Below are 17,946 nucleotides of genomic sequence, written 5' to 3'. Positions count from 1 at the left end.
TTACCAAGCTTGATTTGCTTTACAATCTTCAACAATTGTTTTTAACTTCTCTGCAATCTCAGCATCATACTTGCCAGTTTCATTAATCTCAGCAACAACTTCTGCATATTTATTTTCTGCAAGCGCATGTAATGCTGATTCAAAAGGAATAACTTCCGAAACTTCTAAGCTATCTAGATAGCCATTATCCGCTGCATACAATGATAATGCCATCAAAGCAATTGACAATGTCGAGAACTGCTTTTGTTTTAGAAGTTCTGTAACTCTTTGACCTCTATTTAGCTGTGACCTAGTAGCTTCATCTAAATCCGATGCAAACTGTGAAAATGCTTCTAACTCTCTAAACTGCGCTAGTGCCAAACGGATACCACCACCTAGTTTCTTGATAATCTTAGTCTGCGCAGCTCCACCAACACGTGATACTGAGTTACCAGGGTTAATAGCTGGTCTTAGACCCGAGTTAAATAAATCTGTCTCTAAAAATATCTGACCATCAGTAATTGAAATTACGTTTGTTGGTACAAATGCAGAAATATCGCCAGCCTGTGTCTCAATAATAGGCAGAGCAGTCAAAGAACCTGTCTTACCTTTGACTTCGCCATTAGTAAATCTCTCTACATACTCTTCATTTACTCTTGCAGCTCTTTCAAGAAGTCTTGAGTGAAGATAGAATACATCACCAGGATAGGCTTCACGCCCCGGAGGTCTTCTTAATAATAAAGAAATCTGTCTATATGCCCATGCTTGTTTAGTTAAGTCATCGTACACAATTAGTGCATCTTCGCCACGATCTCTAAAATATTCACCCATAGAACAACCAGCATAAGGTGCTATATATTGCAAAGCAGCAGAATCAGAAGCTGTAGCTGCAACAATAATTGTATGCTCCATAGCGCCGTGCTCTTCAAGTTGTCTTACAATATTAGCAATTGATGATGCTTTTTGACCAATAGCAACATAGATACATTTAACACCTGTACCTTTTTGATTAATAATTGCATCAATAGCTATGGCTGTCTTACCAATTTGTCTATCACCAATAATTAACTCTCTTTGACCTCTACCAATTGGAACCATCGAATCAATTGACTTAATCCCAGTTTGTAAAGCTTGATCTACTGATTTTCTCCAAATCACACCTGGAGCTATCTTTTCTATTGGTGAAGAATGAGCTGTTTCGATCTCACCCCTTCCATCAATTGGATTACCTAAAGCATCAACAACTCTACCTAGTAAAGCTTCGCCGACAGGAACTTCTAAAATCCTGCCTGTACAATATGCTTTATCGCCTTCTTTAATATGCTCGTAATCACCTAAAACAACTGCTCCAACAGAGTCAGTATTTAAGTTTAACGCTAGACCATATACATCTCCTGGCAACTTGATCATCTCACCAGCAGTTACATCATCTAAACCATATATAGTAACAATACCATCAGCAACGCTAACGATAGTACCCTCTGATTTAAGTTCAACTGAATTATCGAACTTTTCAATTCTTTTCTTTATTAAACCACTTATTTCTGATGGACTTAATTGCATAAGCTCACTTCCTATAATTTATGATAACAAAATACTTTTTAATGTCTCTATACGACCAGATACAGAATCATCTATTACTGTATCACCAACCTTAATTACCGCTCCACCTAGTATAACAGGATCAATAATCACATTCATATCTATTGAACAACTGAATTTTTCTTCTAACTTAGTCTTCAAATTAGCCAATGTGTTTTTATCAATAGCATAAGCTAATGTAACATCTGCCACTTTTATATTATTATGAACGTTTCTTATATTTTCAAACTGGAATGAAATTTCAGGCAGTATAGATAACTTTTTATTTTCCGCTACTAGTGCAACAAAGTTGAAAAACTTCTCATCAAGCTGATCTTTTACTGTATTTATAATCTCTGTTTGAGAGATTTCAGGACTAGAAACAATAGCAGCGATAGCGTCATCTTGAACCAACTCGGCAAACGATTTTAGTTGCTTAGACCATTCTTGAAGTAGATTATATTCATTTGCAAACTCAAATGCAGCTTTGGCATACGGTTTAGCAATCACACTTAGATTTGTCATTTACCTACCTTCTCATCCAAATTTATACTTTCTCTACAAAGTCTTTCAAAATTTTCTTGCTAGACTGCTCATCAACATTTGCTGATATTATCTTACTAGCTGCTGCCATCGCCAAACTAACAACTTCATGCTTAAGCTCTTCTTTTGCTTTCACTTTTTCTTGCTCAATCTCAGCCATAGCCATACTCTTAATCTTATCAGCCGCAGCGATAGCCTCTTCTTTTGCTTGCTCATCAACCTTATGGGCCCTAACATAAGCATTCTCAACTATCTCAGTAGCTTTTGCCTTAGCTTCACGCAAGATTTCTGCAGACTGTCTTTTTGCAACTTCTAACTCTCGAGATGCCCTATCAGCAGACGCCAAACCTTCAGCAATCTTTTCTCTACGCTCGTCTAAAGCTTTGCGCAGTGGAGGCCATACAAACTTCATTGTAAATCCAACAAAGATTGCAAATGTTATCATCTGCCCAATTAGAGTTATATTAATATCCATCTACTTATCCTTTAGATAATAAAATTATGATTTTATATTACTTTATTATGCACCAATAACTTTCTGAGCAGCATCCGCTAGACCTGGAATAGCTAGAGGATTCGCGTACAATACTAAGAAACCAATAGCAATTGAAATAGCAGCAAACGCATCTACGAAAGCAGCCACGATAAACATACGACCTAATAACATACCGCCTAATTCTGGCTGACGAGCAACACCTTCTAAGTACTTGCCGCCCAACACACCAAAGCCTATAGCCGTACCTAAAGCAGGTAGTGATATCAGTAAAGCAACTGCTATTGCTGTTAAACCATTTAAGTTACCCAAAACTTGTAAAGACATATCCATTTTTTATTTCTCCTGTTTTATTTATTTTTATTTAGGTTGATTTAAAACTTAGTGAGCTTCCTGAGCCATATTTAGATAAACTACAGTTAGCATCATAAATACAAAAGCTTGTATTAAAACTATAAGTATGTGGAATATTGCCCATATACCACCAAGTGTCCACTGGAACCACCATGGCAATAATGCTATCAGAATAAATATAAGCTCTCCTGCAAAAATATTACCAAACAAACGTAGCGACAATGAAACCGGTTTAACTATCTCATCTACAAGCCTAAAGAATATATTTAAAGGGAATAACCATATCCCAAAAGGAGAGCTTAAAATTTCTTTCAGCAAACCAAAACCCTTAGCCTTGAGATTATAAAAAATCACCAAGAAAAACACTGCAATAGACATCGCAAAAGTAACATTTGGATCTGCTGTAGGCACAACTCTAAAATACACTTCATGACTATTAGTAAAGAAACTAATTATCCAGCCAAAAAGATCTACAGGGAGTAAATCCATCAAATTCATAAGCACAACCCAAACAAAGATTGTCAAAGCTAGCGGTGTAACAAAGTCTCTTTTATGATGGTAATTTTCTGCAACCATACCATCCATCCACTCCCACACTGCTTCGATCATATTTTGAAACTTGCCAGGAACGCCTGCATTAGCTCGTCTTGCAGCCATAAACATAGCCAAGATAAATACTATACCTAAAACCCCACTGACCAACAGTGAATCTACATTTAGCTGCCAGAAAGAACCCTCACCTAGGCTTATTTGCCAATGATGTAAGTGATGCTGAACGTATTCTGTAGCTACTTGAGAACCCGCCTCTGTATTTGCCATTACTTATTCCACCAATAATTTAAATAAATTAGTATTTACAACCCTAAAATACACCTATCTTACCCTTTTAAACAAAATAGGCACAAAACACACGACTAATTGTAACAAAAGTAATCCGAAAATGTAAGAAAATAATTTTGGTTTGACATAAACTGCCAGCAGTATTGTAATCAATGCAACAATGCTTAATTTCAGGAGTTCGCTCAAATAAAAAATAACTATCTCAACCCCTGGACTAAACTGTTTTTCGACAAATAATCTAAAAAAAAATACAAAATTAGCTAAAAACATTGTTAATGCACCAAGTGCAAATGAATTAGCATAAGTATATCCATAGACCATGAGCACAATAACATAACCCACAAAGCCTAAAAGAAATTGCATCAATATAAACTTCTTTTCATCAATTCTAATATTTGCCAACATATCTAACATTAATATAAGTAAATTTGTTGAGCCTATAATATCAAAAATGCTTATATTAAACAAAGAAAAGCTTTAGGCTTGATTTATATATTTCAGAAACTTAAAATTATACTCTTAAGCTATAACAAAACAAACGCCGTATGGAACAAAAAATTCACAACATTCGCGGATATGCATGGATAATTATTATTCTCAGTTCTTTCTTGCTTTTTGATAAGTATATTATGCAAGTATTCCCTAGCCTGATTACCGATGATATGATGTCTAGCTTCCACACTAATGCTACCCAAACAGGAGCTTTAGGCTCGGCATTTTTCTGGTCAATAATTATTTGTCAGCTATTTCTTGCTGGACCTATTATAGATAAATTTGGTTTTAGACTAATTAGTCCTATATCCATAACTATTTCTGCGATGGGAGTTATTCTATTTGTTGTTGCCTGTAATCTCGGTAGTTTGAGTATGGCTTATATAGCTAGAATTATTACAGGCATGGGCGTCTCTTTCGCTACCATCTCTTATCTTAAGGCTGTTTCAGTTTGGTTTGAGCCTCGTAAATTTGCTTTTGCTGCTAGTTTTTTAGCAACTGCTGCTATGATAGGAGCACTCTGTGCACAAGCTCCATTAGCATATTTGATAACTTTATGTGGTGATTGGAAAATGGCTATGCTCTTGTTTGCGGTAGCTAGCTTATTGATTGGTGTACTTTATTATATAGTTGTACGCGACTTCAATCCAAAACAACCGGAAGCTAGCTCACCAAGCAATCAGCTAAAAACTCTAGAAGCACTTAAAGAAGTCATCAAAAATAAAAACAACTGGCTTTTGACTTTCTATGTTGGCTTAAGTTTTACAGCAGTAGATGCCTTTGCTGGATTCTGGGGTAATGCTTACTTTAGAGAAGCCTATCACCTATCACGTGAAGAAGCTGCCAGTATTATATCAATGATATTTATTGGCATGGCAATAGGCTCACCAATCATAGGAAAACTATCAGAAATCCTTGATAGTCGAAAAGGAGTAATGATTTTCTTTCACATAATAGGCTCTATTGCTTTAAGCTTTGTTTTACTTACTAAAACAAGTGCAACACTCTCAGCAATTCTACTTTTTATTTTTGGATTATGTCTTGGAATATACATGCTCTCATTTGCCATAGGAAATCGTATAAATCCAATAGTCATAACTGCAACAGTAGCGGCGTTTATTAATACCGGAGAGCCTATATTAGGAGCGATATTTGATCCTTTAATCGGCTATTTCTTAGATTGGTCGTGGACTGGGAAATACTTAAATAAAGCCGGAGAAATTGTTTCACAACACACAAGTCCTAACGATATTAAATATTTTGATTTAAGTTCTTACCATTTTGCATTTACGACCCTTGTAATAAGCTTGGTAGCATCACTAATAGTGTTATTAATGATAAAAGACAGTAAAGATTAAAACAAAACTATTCTGTTTTAACAAACTCATCAAACCTTGAATCTAATTTTGCTTCAATAGATATCAGCTTCTGCTGCTTCTCATCATAAAACTCTAATTTACCAGCATGAAGTAATAATTTATCAACTCCTTTAGCAAGTAGTTTTTCATCATCAATCATATAACCATATTTCTTATCAGCAACAATCGGATGCCCCATTGCTCTTGTATGAACTCTAATCTGATGTGTTCTACCGGTTTCTAACTTGATTTCTAGTAAGCTGTAATCACCTATTTTTTGCACTGCCAATATTCTTGTAAGAGCTCTTTTACCTTCTCGCTTGTCAACTTTAACTATTCGTTGGCCATCTTTAGTTTCTGTACGACTTAATGGTAAGTCAATCGCATCTACCTTTTCATCCCAATGACCGTGAACTAAAGCATAATAAATCTTATTTACTTTACGCTCTTTAAAAATATCAAAGAAATATACTAATGAGCTATGCTTTTTGGCTAGTAGCACACAGCCTGATGTTTCTTTATCAAGTCTATGTACCAAATCTAAACGCCTTACCTTAGGACGTAGTTGTCTTAAACGCTCCACCAGACCTGAATTAACTCCGGAACCACCATGGACGGCCATACCTGATGGTTTATCAACAACGATATAATCATCCGTCTCGTATAAAATTCGTTGTTCCAAAAAGTCCAAATGAGATTTCGATACTTTTGCTATCTCTAAATTTTCTTCTAGACTAAATGGTGGCACTCTAACAATATCTCCCGCACTTACGCGAGTCGTTTGCTTAACCCTTTTTTTATTAACTCGTAGTTCACCTTTACGAATCCAACGGTAAATTAATGATTTTGGTAGTCGTGAAAACTTACTTATCAAAAAGTTATCGATTCTTTGCTCTATAACATCATCAGTAACTTCAATCAATTGAACTTTATTCATTTAAAACACCAAAACTAGAATTCTGCATATCATTAAGTCGGCTTATTGTTCGCTGAAATTCAAATTTCAAGCGCTCACCTTCATACAACTCTGTAAAATCATTATTAGCCAAAATTACAACTTTCTTATTTTGATCATAAAACTCATCAATCAAAGCAATAAACCTTCTTGCCATATCTTCATTATATTGATCAAATCCTGTCAGATTATATATAAAAATTTGTTCATACTTACTACAAATATCAATATAGTCATAAGAACTACGCCCATCACCACAAATGACTCTAAAATCGAAACATATATCTTTATGGCTTACAAGCATAGCAAAAATCTCTCTGCCCAAAACTTCTATATTAATATCTTTATCAAAGTGATGATTTCTAAGGAAAAATTTATCAAAAAAATTTTTACGGTTCTGCTCGTTATATGGATAGATATAATTTAAATACTCATTTGGCAAACGAAATCTATAATCAACCCCAGAATCTAAATTTAAAACATTTACGTTTTTAATCAAAACATCAATAGCTGGTAAAAACAACTCTCTCTGCAAGCCTCTCTTATACAAATTTTCTGGCTCAATATTTGAAGTTGCAACCAGTGTCACACCAAGCTTAAACAATTCTGTAAAAACATTTCCCAAAATCATAGCATCAGCTATATCTTCGACAAAAAACTCATCAAAACAAATAACTCGCATACCTTTTGCCATATCATAAGCCACTTTTGATATAGGATTCTTATAACCTTGATACTTTCTTAGTTCAGAATGAATACCTTTCATAAAGTGTGAAAAATGCTGTCTTCTTTTCTGTTCTATCGGTAGATTATTATAGAAAATATCCATAATAAAAGTCTTCCCTCTACCAACACCACCCCACATATACAATCCCTTTACAGATGGATATAGCGATCTTTTAAGAAAACCAAATTTTGTTTTCTTATTTATTAATATCTGATCTATTATTTCTTGCAAGCTTCTGATAGCTTCAAGCTGCAAAGAATCAACCTTTAAATCAAGCTCGCGAACCTTTTGGAGATAAATATCATCTAAATTCATTATTCAACTTCTTTATCTTTAACTAAAACAAGTAGAAAAAAAGATACAATCATACTAAACACTAAAATCAAGAAAGCATTATGATAAGCACTTATGTGGAAATATCTATGAGCTCCATCCGCAGCTATATTCGTAATTTGATTATGAACATCTATATATTGACCAGTCCATGTCAGATCAAGCAAATGCCCTATCAAAGGATCAAATAACGCCCCAAGCAATGGTTCACCAGTATTAATAAGCGCAGCTACAGTAGCAGCCACAACTATTGGATTTATACGATTACCTATCGCAAAAGCAAGCATGTATACTCCTAAACAAAAACCAAATACAAACAATAAAGCTCCTGAAATTCCAGGAGTAAGCTTAAATTGCAAAACCAAAGCCAAACAGATTGTAGCAATTATATGAAAAATTATCATAATTTTAACTCTATTATCAAATTTTTCAGATAACTTACCTATTACTGGTGAGCCTATGGCAAGTCCAAGAAACATCATTGATACAATAAACGAAGCTTCTTTTGCTGGAATAGCATACAATTCTCTGAAATAATTATTACCCCAAATACCTCCAAAAACATCTATCGTTGTAAAGGTTAGTCCTGTATATAAAGTAAGATACCAATTATTCTTGTTCATAAGTACCTTTTTTATACCTGCAAGAGTTCCAGTATTTCCTTTTGAATCATTTGCAAATGATGCTTTGGGATTATAATCTCTTACTAAAGCCAAATATAATAAGGCCATTACAATACTAAAACAAGCATAGCCAATTAATGCTCTATGCCATGATCCTGTAATTTCAATAAGATATACAAGTGGAACTTGTCCAAGCAAAGCCCCCAACATTGCAGCAGTCATTAAAAAACTACAAACAAAAGCAAATTTACGTGGATCAAACCAAACTGCAGCAGCTTTAATATAACCAACCGTGGCAAATGAAGCACCGATTCCAATCATTAATCGAGAAATACAACCGAGCGCAAAGCTATGAATGTCTGCGGAAAGAACAAACAGTATCAATCCTATTGCAGAAAGAATTAGTGAAAAAAAACTGACCTTTCTAAATCCTAGCTTATCTATAATTGGCCCAGCTACAAAAAACTGACAAAACACTACTGACCATAAAAATAATGACACCATAGCGCTCATTTCAGTAGCGTTTATCGAAAAACTAGTCATCAATTCATTTGCTATCAGACTAGGAGACACATTCATTATATATTTATCAATCAGTAAAAATGAGCTCAGACCTACAACTATCCAAGCATAACCTTTTATATTATGTAACTTCATATAGCTATTTTTTCTAGAAAATTTATTAATTTATTCAAAGGAATTTGTTCTTGTTGCTTATCTTGTTGTAAATATTTTACACCAACAGTCTGTTGCAATAACTCATCTTGACCAATTATTACAGCTATTTTAGCATCTGATTTATCTGCCTTTTTGAACTGTGATTTAAAGCTACCAAATTTCAAATCCATATCTATTTTTAATGCCGGTAATTCTTGACGAACATTTTCAACTAATAGTAACGATCTATGTAGCTGATTATTATCTAATATGAAAAAAACATCACTTTTATCATCTTCAATTGGAAGCTTACCCTCACTCTCAAGCAAAAGTAATAGACGCTCTAAGCCAATAGCAAAACCAATAGCTCCCGTTTTTTGCCCACCTAAGCTTTCTATTAAATTGTCATAACGACCGCCAGCACATACTGCTGCTTGAGCTCCTAACCGATCTGTGACCCACTCAAAAACTAGTCCACTATAATAATCCAAACCTCTAACCAACTTTTGATTAACCTGATAGTTAACTCCTAAGTTATCAAGATACTCACATGTCTGCTCAAATCTCGCCAATGAATCTTCATCAATAAAATCAATGAGTTTAGGAGCATTAACCAATACCTGCTGAGTTTGCTCATTCTTAGAGTCAAGTATTCTCAGAGGATTTTTGTCTAATCTTCTGATTGAATCCTCATCAAGCTGAGCATGATATGGTTTTAGATACTCTAACAATGCCTTCGTGTATTCTTGTCTGTTAGAACTTGATCCGAGACTATTTAACTCTAATTTTACACATTCAGAAATACCTAGTTCTCTAAATAAGTTCCAGCTAATAGTAAGAATTTCTAGGTCTATTGCAATATTATCATAACCATAAGCTTCAACACCAAGTTGATAAAATTGTCTATACCTACCTTTTTGAGGTCTCTCATAGCGAAACATAGGACCAGAATACCAAAGCTTTTGTGTTTGTCCTCTATTAGCCAAACTATTTTCGATTACCATACGCACACAGCCAGCCGTTCCTTCAGGTCTGAGCGTTAAACTTTCTCCACTTCTATCTACAAAATCATAAGTTTCTTTAGAAACTATATCCGATGTTTCTCCTACGCTTCTATGAAATAGTTCACTCTTTTCTAAGACCGGTAGCCTTACTTCATCATAATTATACTTATCTAGAATTGATTTTATTTTTGACTCTAAAAACTGCCACTTACAGCTCTCTTGAGGAAGAATATCATTAAAACCACGAATAATAGTAAGTTTGCTCATAAGCTACCTACCTTAATTTTTCAACTTTAGTTTCTTTATCACTATCTTTATAGTTTTCTTGTAACGAATTATCATCTTGCTTGATTATTTTAGAATCAGCTTCTAGAGCCTGCTGGATTTTTCCTTCCATTTCCATCCCATAATCAAGAGATTTATCATAAATAAACTTAAGATTTGGAACTATTCTAAGATTCAATGATTTAGCTATAGATGATCTAAAAAAACCCTTTGATTTTTCAAAGGCTTTAGAGATATATTGAGCTTCTTGAATATCTAAGCATGTGTAATATACTTTTGCATAAGATAGATCTTTAGAAAGCTCAACCTCAGTAATAGTTGCAGTAGCAAGCTTACTATCTTTTATTTTTGTACGTAGTAGCAAAGATATCACCTTTTGAAGCTCACTTGCTACTCGTTGCACTCTACCTTCTGCTGCCATAATTATAGCTCCTTAGCAACTTCAATAACTTCAAACACTTCTATTTGGTCACCTTCACGCACATCATTATAGTTTTTGACACCTATGCCACACTCCATACCTTTTTTGACTTCACTTGCGTCATCTTTAAATCTCTTTAAGGACTCAAGTGTACCTTCATATATCACAACGTTATCACGTAATACACGAATAGGATTTGTACGCTTTACAGCTCCTTCAACAACCATACAGCCTGCGATCGAACCAAACTTAGAAGATCTGTAGACTTCCCTAACTTCAGCTATACCGATAATTTGCTCTTTCATATCCGGAGATAATAGACCAGTCATTGCTTTTTTAACATCATCTATTAGATCGTAAATAATATTATAGTAGCGAAGCTCCACACCATCAACTTCCGCAAGTTTCTTAGCTGCACTATCTGCCCTAACATTAAAGCCAATAATTACTGCTGTCGAAGCAACCGCTAAGGTTACATCAGAAGAAGTAATAGCTCCGATACCACTTGCAATTATATCAACCTTCACCTCATCAGTGGAAAGCTTAAGTAATGACTCTCTAATTGCTTCAACTGAACCTTGTACATCACCCTTAAGAATAATTTTAAGAGTTTGTTGCTCACCTTCTTTACCCATATTGCTAAACATATTAGAAAGTTTAAGAGACTGTTCTTGTGCTATCTTAGCTTCTTTTTGTCTTTGAGATCTTTGAGCTGCTAACTCTTTAGCTTTTTTCTCATTCTCAATAACAACCATATCATCACCAGCTGCAGGAACACCTGATAAACCTAGTATTTCAACTGGAGTTGCTGGCCCTGCTACTTTAATCTGTTTACCTAGATCATCATGCATTGCTCGGACTCTACCATACTCAGTACCACACAAGATATTATCACCCTGTTTAAGACTACCATTCTGAACTAGTACTGTTGCAACTGGACCACGTCCTTTTTCTAGACGAGATTCAATAACAACCCCCTCAGCTAAACCTTCAGCAAATGCTTCTAGCTCTAGAACTTCAGATTGTAATAACACAGCATCTAATAACTCTGCAACGCCTTCACCAGTTTTAGCAGAAACATTAGCAAACATAACATCCCCACCCCAAGATTCTGGAATAACGTTACGTTGAGCTAACTCACCGACAACCTTATCAGGATCAGCATCTGGCTTATCAATTTTGTTGACAGCCACAACGATTGGAACACCTGCTGCTTTAGCATGCTGAATAGCTTCCTCAGTCTGAGGCATAACCCCGTCATCTGCTGCAACCACAAGGATTACGATATCTGTACTTTTAGCACCACGAGCACGCATTGATGTGAAAGCTTCATGACCAGGAGTATCTAGAAAAGTAATAGCTCCTTTACTTGTTTTAACAGAGTATGCACCGATATGCTGTGTTATACCACCAGCTTCTCCTGCTACAACCCTTGCTTTACGTATATAGTCTAATAGGGAAGTCTTACCATGATCTACATGACCCATAATAGTTACAACAGGCGCACGAGATATTTTCTTATGTAAACTTCTATCAACAGTAGTCACAGCTTCTTCAAGAGCATTTTCATTATGTAATGTATATTTATGCCCCATTTCCTCAACAATCAAAACCGCTGTGTCTTGATCTAATGATTGGTTAATTGTAGCCATTACACCCATATTAAATAATACTTTAACAATCTCAGCGCCTTTGACTGCCATTCTATTAGCCAAATCACTAACTGTAATACCTTCACGTATTTCAATTGTTTTAACAGCACTTTCGACAGGCATTGTAAACTCTTGTTTTTTAACCTTAGGTGCTTTTAACTTACCTTTCTTACTACCAAACTCATCAAATGATTCCAAATCACCTGCAAGTTGTGACAATTGTCTTGGATTAGCTTTTTTGAAGCCTTTACCACTAGCCTTTTTAGCTTTGGACTTCTTCTCTTCTTCTTCTCTTTTATATTTAGTATTAGTGTTGTTACCACTTTCAGTGAAGACTTTCTTCGGAGACTTTTTCTTATTACTTTTAGATTCTGTAGATTTATCTTCAGATGACTTTTCTTCATCCTGAGAATTATTCTCTTGAATTTTGACTTCAGGCATAGCAGTTATCTTAAAACCATTATCTTTTATAACTGGTTTAATAACAGGCTTTTCTTGCTGAGGTTGTACAAGATTGACAGAATCTCTCTCTACACTTTCAACAGCTTTATTATCTTTAACATCAACTGCTGCTTGTGGCTTTTCAACTATAGACTCTTCTACTTTAGCTGGGGATTGTTCTTCTACTTTTTTTGCAACTCGTCTTTTTTTCTTGACCGAAACATTTATCTTATGCTTACCATCAAGTTTAAGAGAAGTTACTTTTTTTCTAGTAACAGTATTTTTAGCACTATTAATCTTATCTAAAAGAGTTTTCATTTCTTCCGGAGTTAAAGTATCTTTTTCGCTACTTTTTTCTATACCAAAAGACTTAAGTTGCTTTAGTAATGTGCTTACTTCTTTATTTGTTTGTTGTGCCAGTTGGCCAACCGTAATCTCTGCCATTTCCCTCTCCTTTGTACTATTTTGATTCGTACTTTCTATTCAAACCAAGGGGCTCTTGCTTGCATTATCAAATCTGTTGCTTGTTTTTCATCAATAGCAACAATGTCAAGCAACTCATCCACAGATAGTTCCGCCAGATTTTCCATTGTCACTATATTATTTTGAGCAAGCTTATCCGCTAACTCCTGATTCATACCTTGCATATTAAGCAAATCTTCAGCTGGTTTTTTACCACCTAATGCTTGAGATAAAATCACGGCCTTTGCTCTTTCTTGAAGCTCATCTACAATCTCTTCATCAAAGCCTTCAATTTCCAAAAGCTCATCTCTATCTAAATATGCTAAATCCTCTAACGTTTCAATACCCTCTTCTATTAGTACCAAGGCAAAATCATGATCGATATCTAATGCTTCAACAAATTTCTCAACTATAGACATCTGCTTTTCTTCTTGCTCAGTATCAGATAAAACATTTATCTTCCAACCGATTAAAGCACTAGCCAATCTGACATTAACTCCATTCTTACCAATAGCTTTTGATAAACTTTCTTGTTTAACAACTATATCCATTGAATTAGTTTCTTCATCAACATTTACTTCTAAAATATCTTCAGAATCAACTGGTGATAAAGAGTTGATCGCATATTGAACCATATCTTCATCCCATAGAATAACATCGACTTTCTCACCATTTAGCTCGCTCATAATAGAGTGTATTCTTGATCCTCTAACACCCACACAAGCACCGCATGGATCTATCCTCTGATCATTGCTCTTAACAGTAACTTTTGATCTAAAACCAGGTTCACGAACAACATTTACAACATTTATAAGCTCCTCTTCAACTTCAGGAACCTCTAATTTAAATAAAGCTTTAAGCATCATATTACTAGCGCGACTAAGCATGACCGTGCTTGGTTTACCAAACTCATCAACCTCAACACTCTCAACACATGATCTGATCTTATCACCAACGCGAAATCTCTCTCTAGAAATCAAATCTTTCTTTGGTAGGATACCTTCAGCATTATTACCAAGGTCAATAACTAAAATCTCGTAAGTTGCTCTTTTTACCTCTCCGTAAACAATATCTCCAATCTTACCTTGATAAAATCTAGCTGTCTTTTCTCTTTCGAAATTTTTAATCTTTTTCATTAAGATCTGTTTTGCCATAGTAGCAGCGATACGCCCATACTCTTTGACTTCTACAGATTCACGGATCACATCGCCAGCTTTGACATTGTAGCCCTTTTCTTGCGCGACATCCTCATAGAGTTCTTTAGAGTAATCAATCAAATCCTCATCTTCTGACACAATATGCCAAACTCTATCTGCTTTAAAGTCACCTGTAACCCTATCGATTTTAACTTCGATATTCATATGCTCGTCAAGCTCTTTTTTAGTTATAATAGCTAACGCCTCTTCCATAGCTTCGAACAAAAGATCTTTTGAAATATCTTTCTCGTTTGCTACAGTTTCTAATACTAACAATAATTCTTTGCTCATACCTAATCCCTCTATCTAACTAAAATCTGGCGAAACTCTAAATTTCTTAAGCTCATCAAAATCAAAACTGACTTCTCTGCCATCATCAAGCTTTAGAATAACGTTATTGCCTTCAACTCTCTCAAGCACACCTTTAAATTTTGTTTGAGACTCAACTGGCGTCAAGGTAACTGCCTTAACATTAAATCCTACCAAAGCTTGCGCCTGAATAATATTAAAAATTTGGCGATTCATCCCTGGAGAAGACACTTCTAGAACATACTTATCTGAGATAGGATCTTCCACATCAAAAATTGCACTCACCTCTTTACTTACAACCTGACAATCATCAACCGAAACACCATTCTCATGGTCAATAAAAATACGTATAGTAAGCTTGCCAGCACCCACGACCTCTATTCCCCATAAAATATAGCCTAAATCAGCTGTGATGGGTTCTACTATTTCATACAAATCATCTAGTAACATTTTCACCCCTTAGATTTTGCATACCCTCTAGATAGCAAAAAGGCCCTTGAAGGGCCTTTATAAAATAAAAACTTTTGGTAGCGGGGGCAGGATTTGAACCTACGACCTTCGGGTTATGAGCCCGACGAGCTACCAAGCTGCTCCACCCCGCGTCTATGACAATATATAATAACAACATTTTAACAGATGTCAAGCTTTATGACAGTTTGTTTTTTAAACACTGAATTCTCTTATTGCATCTACCATAATTTTAACATTATCAGGATTGATATCTGGGTAAATGCCATGACCTAAATTAACAATATAGTTGTTTAGCTTATCAGACTGAATAAATTCCATGTTTTTCTTAACTGTGTTTCTAATACTATCAGATGTGCCATACAAAAATGCCGGATCAAAATTGCCTTGCAGAACTTTACCTACGCCTATTCTATGACGAGCTTGATCTAGAGTTACATTCCAATCCACACCAACGCCATCACATGATTTATCTTTCAACTCCTCAAAAAAGTTTGAGCCTCCCTTTGTGAAGAAAACCACAGGAACATTGGATTTCTGCTTCACATTTTTAGCAATATACTCCATATACTTTAATGAAAATTCCCTATACTGCTCTAAAGGTAGAATTCCTCCCCAAGTATCGAAAATCATTAAAGAACTAGCACCAGCTTTGACTTGCTCAAGTAGATAAATCACTATTATGTCAGCTAACCTTTGAAGAAGTGCGTGCATCAATTGAGGATTTGCATACATCATTTTTCTTAGTTTACTGAATTGTTTTGAGCCAGATCCCTCAACCATATATGCAGCAAGTGTCCATGGACTTCCAGTAAAGCCTATAAGGGGTACATTTATAGCAGCCTTCGTAGTTCTAACCGCATTATAAACATACTCCAAATCGCCAACACTATCTTCTGCTGACTTTAACCTATTTAAATCCTTTTCTGACTCAATAGGATCAGAAAATACAGGACCAACTCCCTTGATAAATTTTAGATCCATACCCATTGCTTCAGGAATAGTTAAAATATCTGAAAATACAATTGCAGCATCAAGATCATATCTTTCTAGCGGGTGTAGTGCCACCTCACAACAAGCATCTGCATTGCGACACATATCCATAAAGTTCTCAAACTTTGATCTTACTGCACGATATTCTGGTAAATATCTACCAGCTTGACGCATTATCCATATCGGTGGTTTTTCTAATTTCTCATGCTTAAAAGCATCCAAAAACAACTTTCTCATACTTAAAATGTACCTTTAAATTTATTGTGAAGGACTATTTAAAAAACTTGTCCATTTTTCTGTAACCTATAGCTTCTTGGATTGCTAGTTTTTCAATTTTCTTGCATCCGCTTAAATCTGCTATTGTTCGAGCAACTTTGAGTATTTTATAGTACCCTCTGGCAGATAGTCCAAGCTTTTCTATAGCTAGTGTTAGCATTTTTTTACTTTCTTCATCAAGGTCACAAACCTCGTCTAACTCTTTACTTGTTAGCATTGAATTTATTTTACCTTGCCTAGTGATCTGGATATCTCTCGCCTTTTTAACTCGCTCCCTAATTATACTACTTTTTTCACCTCTTAATTCTTGATTTGTTAGATCCTCTTTTGCTAGCTCAAGAACCTCAACTTGTAAATCAATTCTGTCTAAAAGAGGTCCTGAAAGCTTACTTTGATACCTTTTGATTGATTGAATTGAATCTGAGCACTCTTTATACTGCGATCCTAAATACCCACACGGACAAGGATTCATAGCAGCTATCAATTGAAAGTTCGCTGGATACTCTACCTGACACTTTGCTCTAGAAATATTTACAACTCCCGTCTCAAGAGGTTCTCTTAAAACTTCTAGAACCTTACGGTCAAACTCTGGTAACTCATCAAGGAATAACACTCCATTATGAGCTAAAGATATTTCACCAGGCATAGGGTTGCTACCACCTCCAACCAAAGAAACACCTGAAGAAGTATGGTGAGGATGACGAAATGGTCTTTTATAAAAACTTTCTGCTATCCCTGATTCACCTTTAATTGAAGCAATCATCGCCGATGAAAGGGCTTCTTTCTTGTCTAATGGTGGCAAAATAGAATTAAGCCTACTAGCAAGCATTGTCTTACCAGTTCCCGGTGGACCAACTAAAAGAATATTATGACCACCTGCTGCTGCAATTTCCAAAGCGCGTCTAGCCTGATATTGTCCTTTGACATCTTCTAAATCAGAATACAGTCTCTCAAAGTCAATTTCTTGTAATTGTTCTACCGAAGCTTTATCGTCACCAGATAAAAAATCTACGATTTCTTTTAGAGTCTCAAAAGAATAAGCACAAACATCTTCAACTAAAGCAATCTCTTTTTCATTATGAATAGGTATCACAAGTTTTTTGTTATTCGCAACACACTTAATAGCCATCAGTATCGCACTAGAAATTTTCCTAAGCTCACCACCCAGAGACAACTCTCCAGCAAACTCGAAATCTTCAACATTTCTAACAATATTTATTTGACCTGATGCATATAAAATACCTAATGCTATAGGCAAATCAAATCTTCCACTACTCTTAGGTAAGTCTGCAAGGGCAAGATTAATTGTGATACGTTTATTTGGAAAATTAAATCCCGAGTTTATGATAGCACTTCTAACACGATCTTTGCTCTCTTTGACAGCTGCCTCTGGTAAGCCTACTATTGATAAGCCAGGCAGACCATTTGACAAATGAACTTCTATCGAGACAAGCGGTGCTTCAATACCCAATTGAGCTCGACTTTTTAGAATTGCTAAAGACAT

At 35.3% G+C, this 17,946-nt stretch carries 17 protein-coding genes and 1 tRNA gene; 1 reads left to right on the top strand and 17 read right to left on the bottom strand.

Translation table 11 applies throughout. The annotated features are described in order from the left end of the window. The 6 genes from atpA to FTPG_RS03135 are packed head-to-tail and all read right to left on the bottom strand — an operon-like array spanning nucleotide 1 to nucleotide 4,195. Nucleotides 1-1,542, bottom strand: a complete 1,542-nt coding sequence (gene atpA, locus FTPG_RS03160) for a F0F1 ATP synthase subunit alpha (protein ID WP_004286982.1) — start codon at nucleotides 1,540-1,542, stop codon at nucleotides 1-3. Nucleotides 1,543-1,560: 18 nt separating this feature from the next. Continuing rightward, nucleotides 1,561-2,085 carry a F0F1 ATP synthase subunit delta gene (locus FTPG_RS03155; protein ID WP_004286981.1) on the bottom strand — a complete coding sequence of 175 codons (525 nt, stop codon included), beginning with the start codon at nucleotides 2,083-2,085 and terminating at the stop codon, nucleotides 1,561-1,563. A gap of 22 nt (nucleotides 2,086-2,107) precedes the next feature. Further along, on the bottom strand, nucleotides 2,108-2,578 hold the full coding sequence (locus FTPG_RS03150) for a F0F1 ATP synthase subunit B (RefSeq protein WP_004286980.1): 471 nt from the start codon (nucleotides 2,576-2,578) through the stop codon (nucleotides 2,108-2,110). Between the two features lie 45 nt (nucleotides 2,579-2,623). Next, complete coding sequence (locus FTPG_RS03145) at nucleotides 2,624-2,929, bottom strand: F0F1 ATP synthase subunit B (RefSeq protein WP_004286979.1); 306 nt, start codon at nucleotides 2,927-2,929, stop codon at nucleotides 2,624-2,626. 48 nt (nucleotides 2,930-2,977) lie between these two features. Beyond that, a complete protein-coding gene (gene atpB, locus FTPG_RS03140; RefSeq protein WP_004286978.1) occupies nucleotides 2,978-3,769 on the bottom strand; it encodes a F0F1 ATP synthase subunit A in 792 nt (263 codons plus the stop codon). Between the two features lie 54 nt (nucleotides 3,770-3,823). Next, nucleotides 3,824-4,195 carry an ATP synthase subunit I gene (locus tag FTPG_RS03135; protein ID WP_080542600.1) on the bottom strand — a complete coding sequence of 124 codons (372 nt, stop codon included), beginning with the start codon at nucleotides 4,193-4,195 and terminating at the stop codon, nucleotides 3,824-3,826. 140 nt (nucleotides 4,196-4,335) lie between these two features. On the opposite strand from FTPG_RS03135, the gene FTPG_RS03130 reads away from it, so the two are divergent. After that, nucleotides 4,336-5,640, top strand: a complete 1,305-nt coding sequence (locus tag FTPG_RS03130; RefSeq protein WP_004286976.1) for an MFS transporter — start codon at nucleotides 4,336-4,338, stop codon at nucleotides 5,638-5,640. Nucleotides 5,641-5,647: 7 nt separating this feature from the next. On the opposite strand, the gene FTPG_RS03125 is transcribed toward FTPG_RS03130, so the two are convergent. The 11 genes from FTPG_RS03125 to FTPG_RS03075 form a co-directional block, all read right to left on the bottom strand. Then, a complete protein-coding gene (locus tag FTPG_RS03125; protein WP_004286975.1) occupies nucleotides 5,648-6,577 on the bottom strand; it encodes an RluA family pseudouridine synthase in 930 nt (309 codons plus the stop codon). Next, on the bottom strand, nucleotides 6,570-7,637 hold the full coding sequence (gene zapE, locus FTPG_RS03120) for a cell division protein ZapE (protein ID WP_004286974.1): 1,068 nt from the start codon (nucleotides 7,635-7,637) through the stop codon (nucleotides 6,570-6,572). Before zapE ends, FTPG_RS03125 begins: the two co-directional genes overlap by 8 nt. Continuing rightward, the gene (locus FTPG_RS03115; RefSeq protein ID WP_004286973.1) at nucleotides 7,637-8,935 is read right to left on the bottom strand and encodes an MFS transporter; all 1,299 of its coding nucleotides are present in this window, start codon (nucleotides 8,933-8,935) and stop codon (nucleotides 7,637-7,639) included. The genes zapE and FTPG_RS03115 overlap by 1 nt, the downstream gene beginning before the upstream one ends. Next, nucleotides 8,932-10,206, bottom strand: a complete 1,275-nt coding sequence (hisS, locus tag FTPG_RS03110) for a histidine--tRNA ligase (RefSeq protein ID WP_004286972.1) — start codon at nucleotides 10,204-10,206, stop codon at nucleotides 8,932-8,934. Before hisS ends, FTPG_RS03115 begins: the two co-directional genes overlap by 4 nt. A 7-nt stretch (nucleotides 10,207-10,213) precedes the next feature. Next, complete coding sequence (rbfA, locus tag FTPG_RS03105) at nucleotides 10,214-10,645, bottom strand: 30S ribosome-binding factor RbfA (protein WP_004286971.1); 432 nt, start codon at nucleotides 10,643-10,645, stop codon at nucleotides 10,214-10,216. Nucleotides 10,646-10,647: 2 nt separating this feature from the next. Further along, complete coding sequence (infB, locus tag FTPG_RS03100; protein WP_004286970.1) at nucleotides 10,648-13,182, bottom strand: translation initiation factor IF-2; 2,535 nt, start codon at nucleotides 13,180-13,182, stop codon at nucleotides 10,648-10,650. A gap of 35 nt (nucleotides 13,183-13,217) precedes the next feature. Further along, on the bottom strand, nucleotides 13,218-14,687 hold the full coding sequence (gene nusA, locus FTPG_RS03095; RefSeq protein WP_004286969.1) for a transcription termination factor NusA: 1,470 nt from the start codon (nucleotides 14,685-14,687) through the stop codon (nucleotides 13,218-13,220). A gap of 15 nt (nucleotides 14,688-14,702) precedes the next feature. Next, a complete protein-coding gene (gene rimP, locus FTPG_RS03090) occupies nucleotides 14,703-15,155 on the bottom strand; it encodes a ribosome maturation factor RimP (protein WP_012280354.1) in 453 nt (150 codons plus the stop codon). Nucleotides 15,156-15,230: 75 nt separating this feature from the next. Next, nucleotides 15,231-15,307, bottom strand: a tRNA-Met gene (locus FTPG_RS03085). Between the two features lie 61 nt (nucleotides 15,308-15,368). Next, nucleotides 15,369-16,403, bottom strand: a complete 1,035-nt coding sequence (gene hemE, locus FTPG_RS03080; protein WP_004286967.1) for a uroporphyrinogen decarboxylase — start codon at nucleotides 16,401-16,403, stop codon at nucleotides 15,369-15,371. A 34-nt stretch (nucleotides 16,404-16,437) separates the two neighbouring features. Beyond that, nucleotides 16,438-17,946, bottom strand: coding sequence for a YifB family Mg chelatase-like AAA ATPase (locus FTPG_RS03075; RefSeq protein WP_035722243.1), 1,509 nt, complete (start codon nucleotides 17,944-17,946; stop codon nucleotides 16,438-16,440).

The sequence above is a fragment of the Francisella philomiragia subsp. philomiragia ATCC 25015 genome (assembly GCF_000156715.1).
Classification (GTDB): domain Bacteria; phylum Pseudomonadota; class Gammaproteobacteria; order Francisellales; family Francisellaceae; genus Francisella; species Francisella philomiragia.
This window is presented reverse-complemented; position numbering and strand designations above follow the sequence as displayed.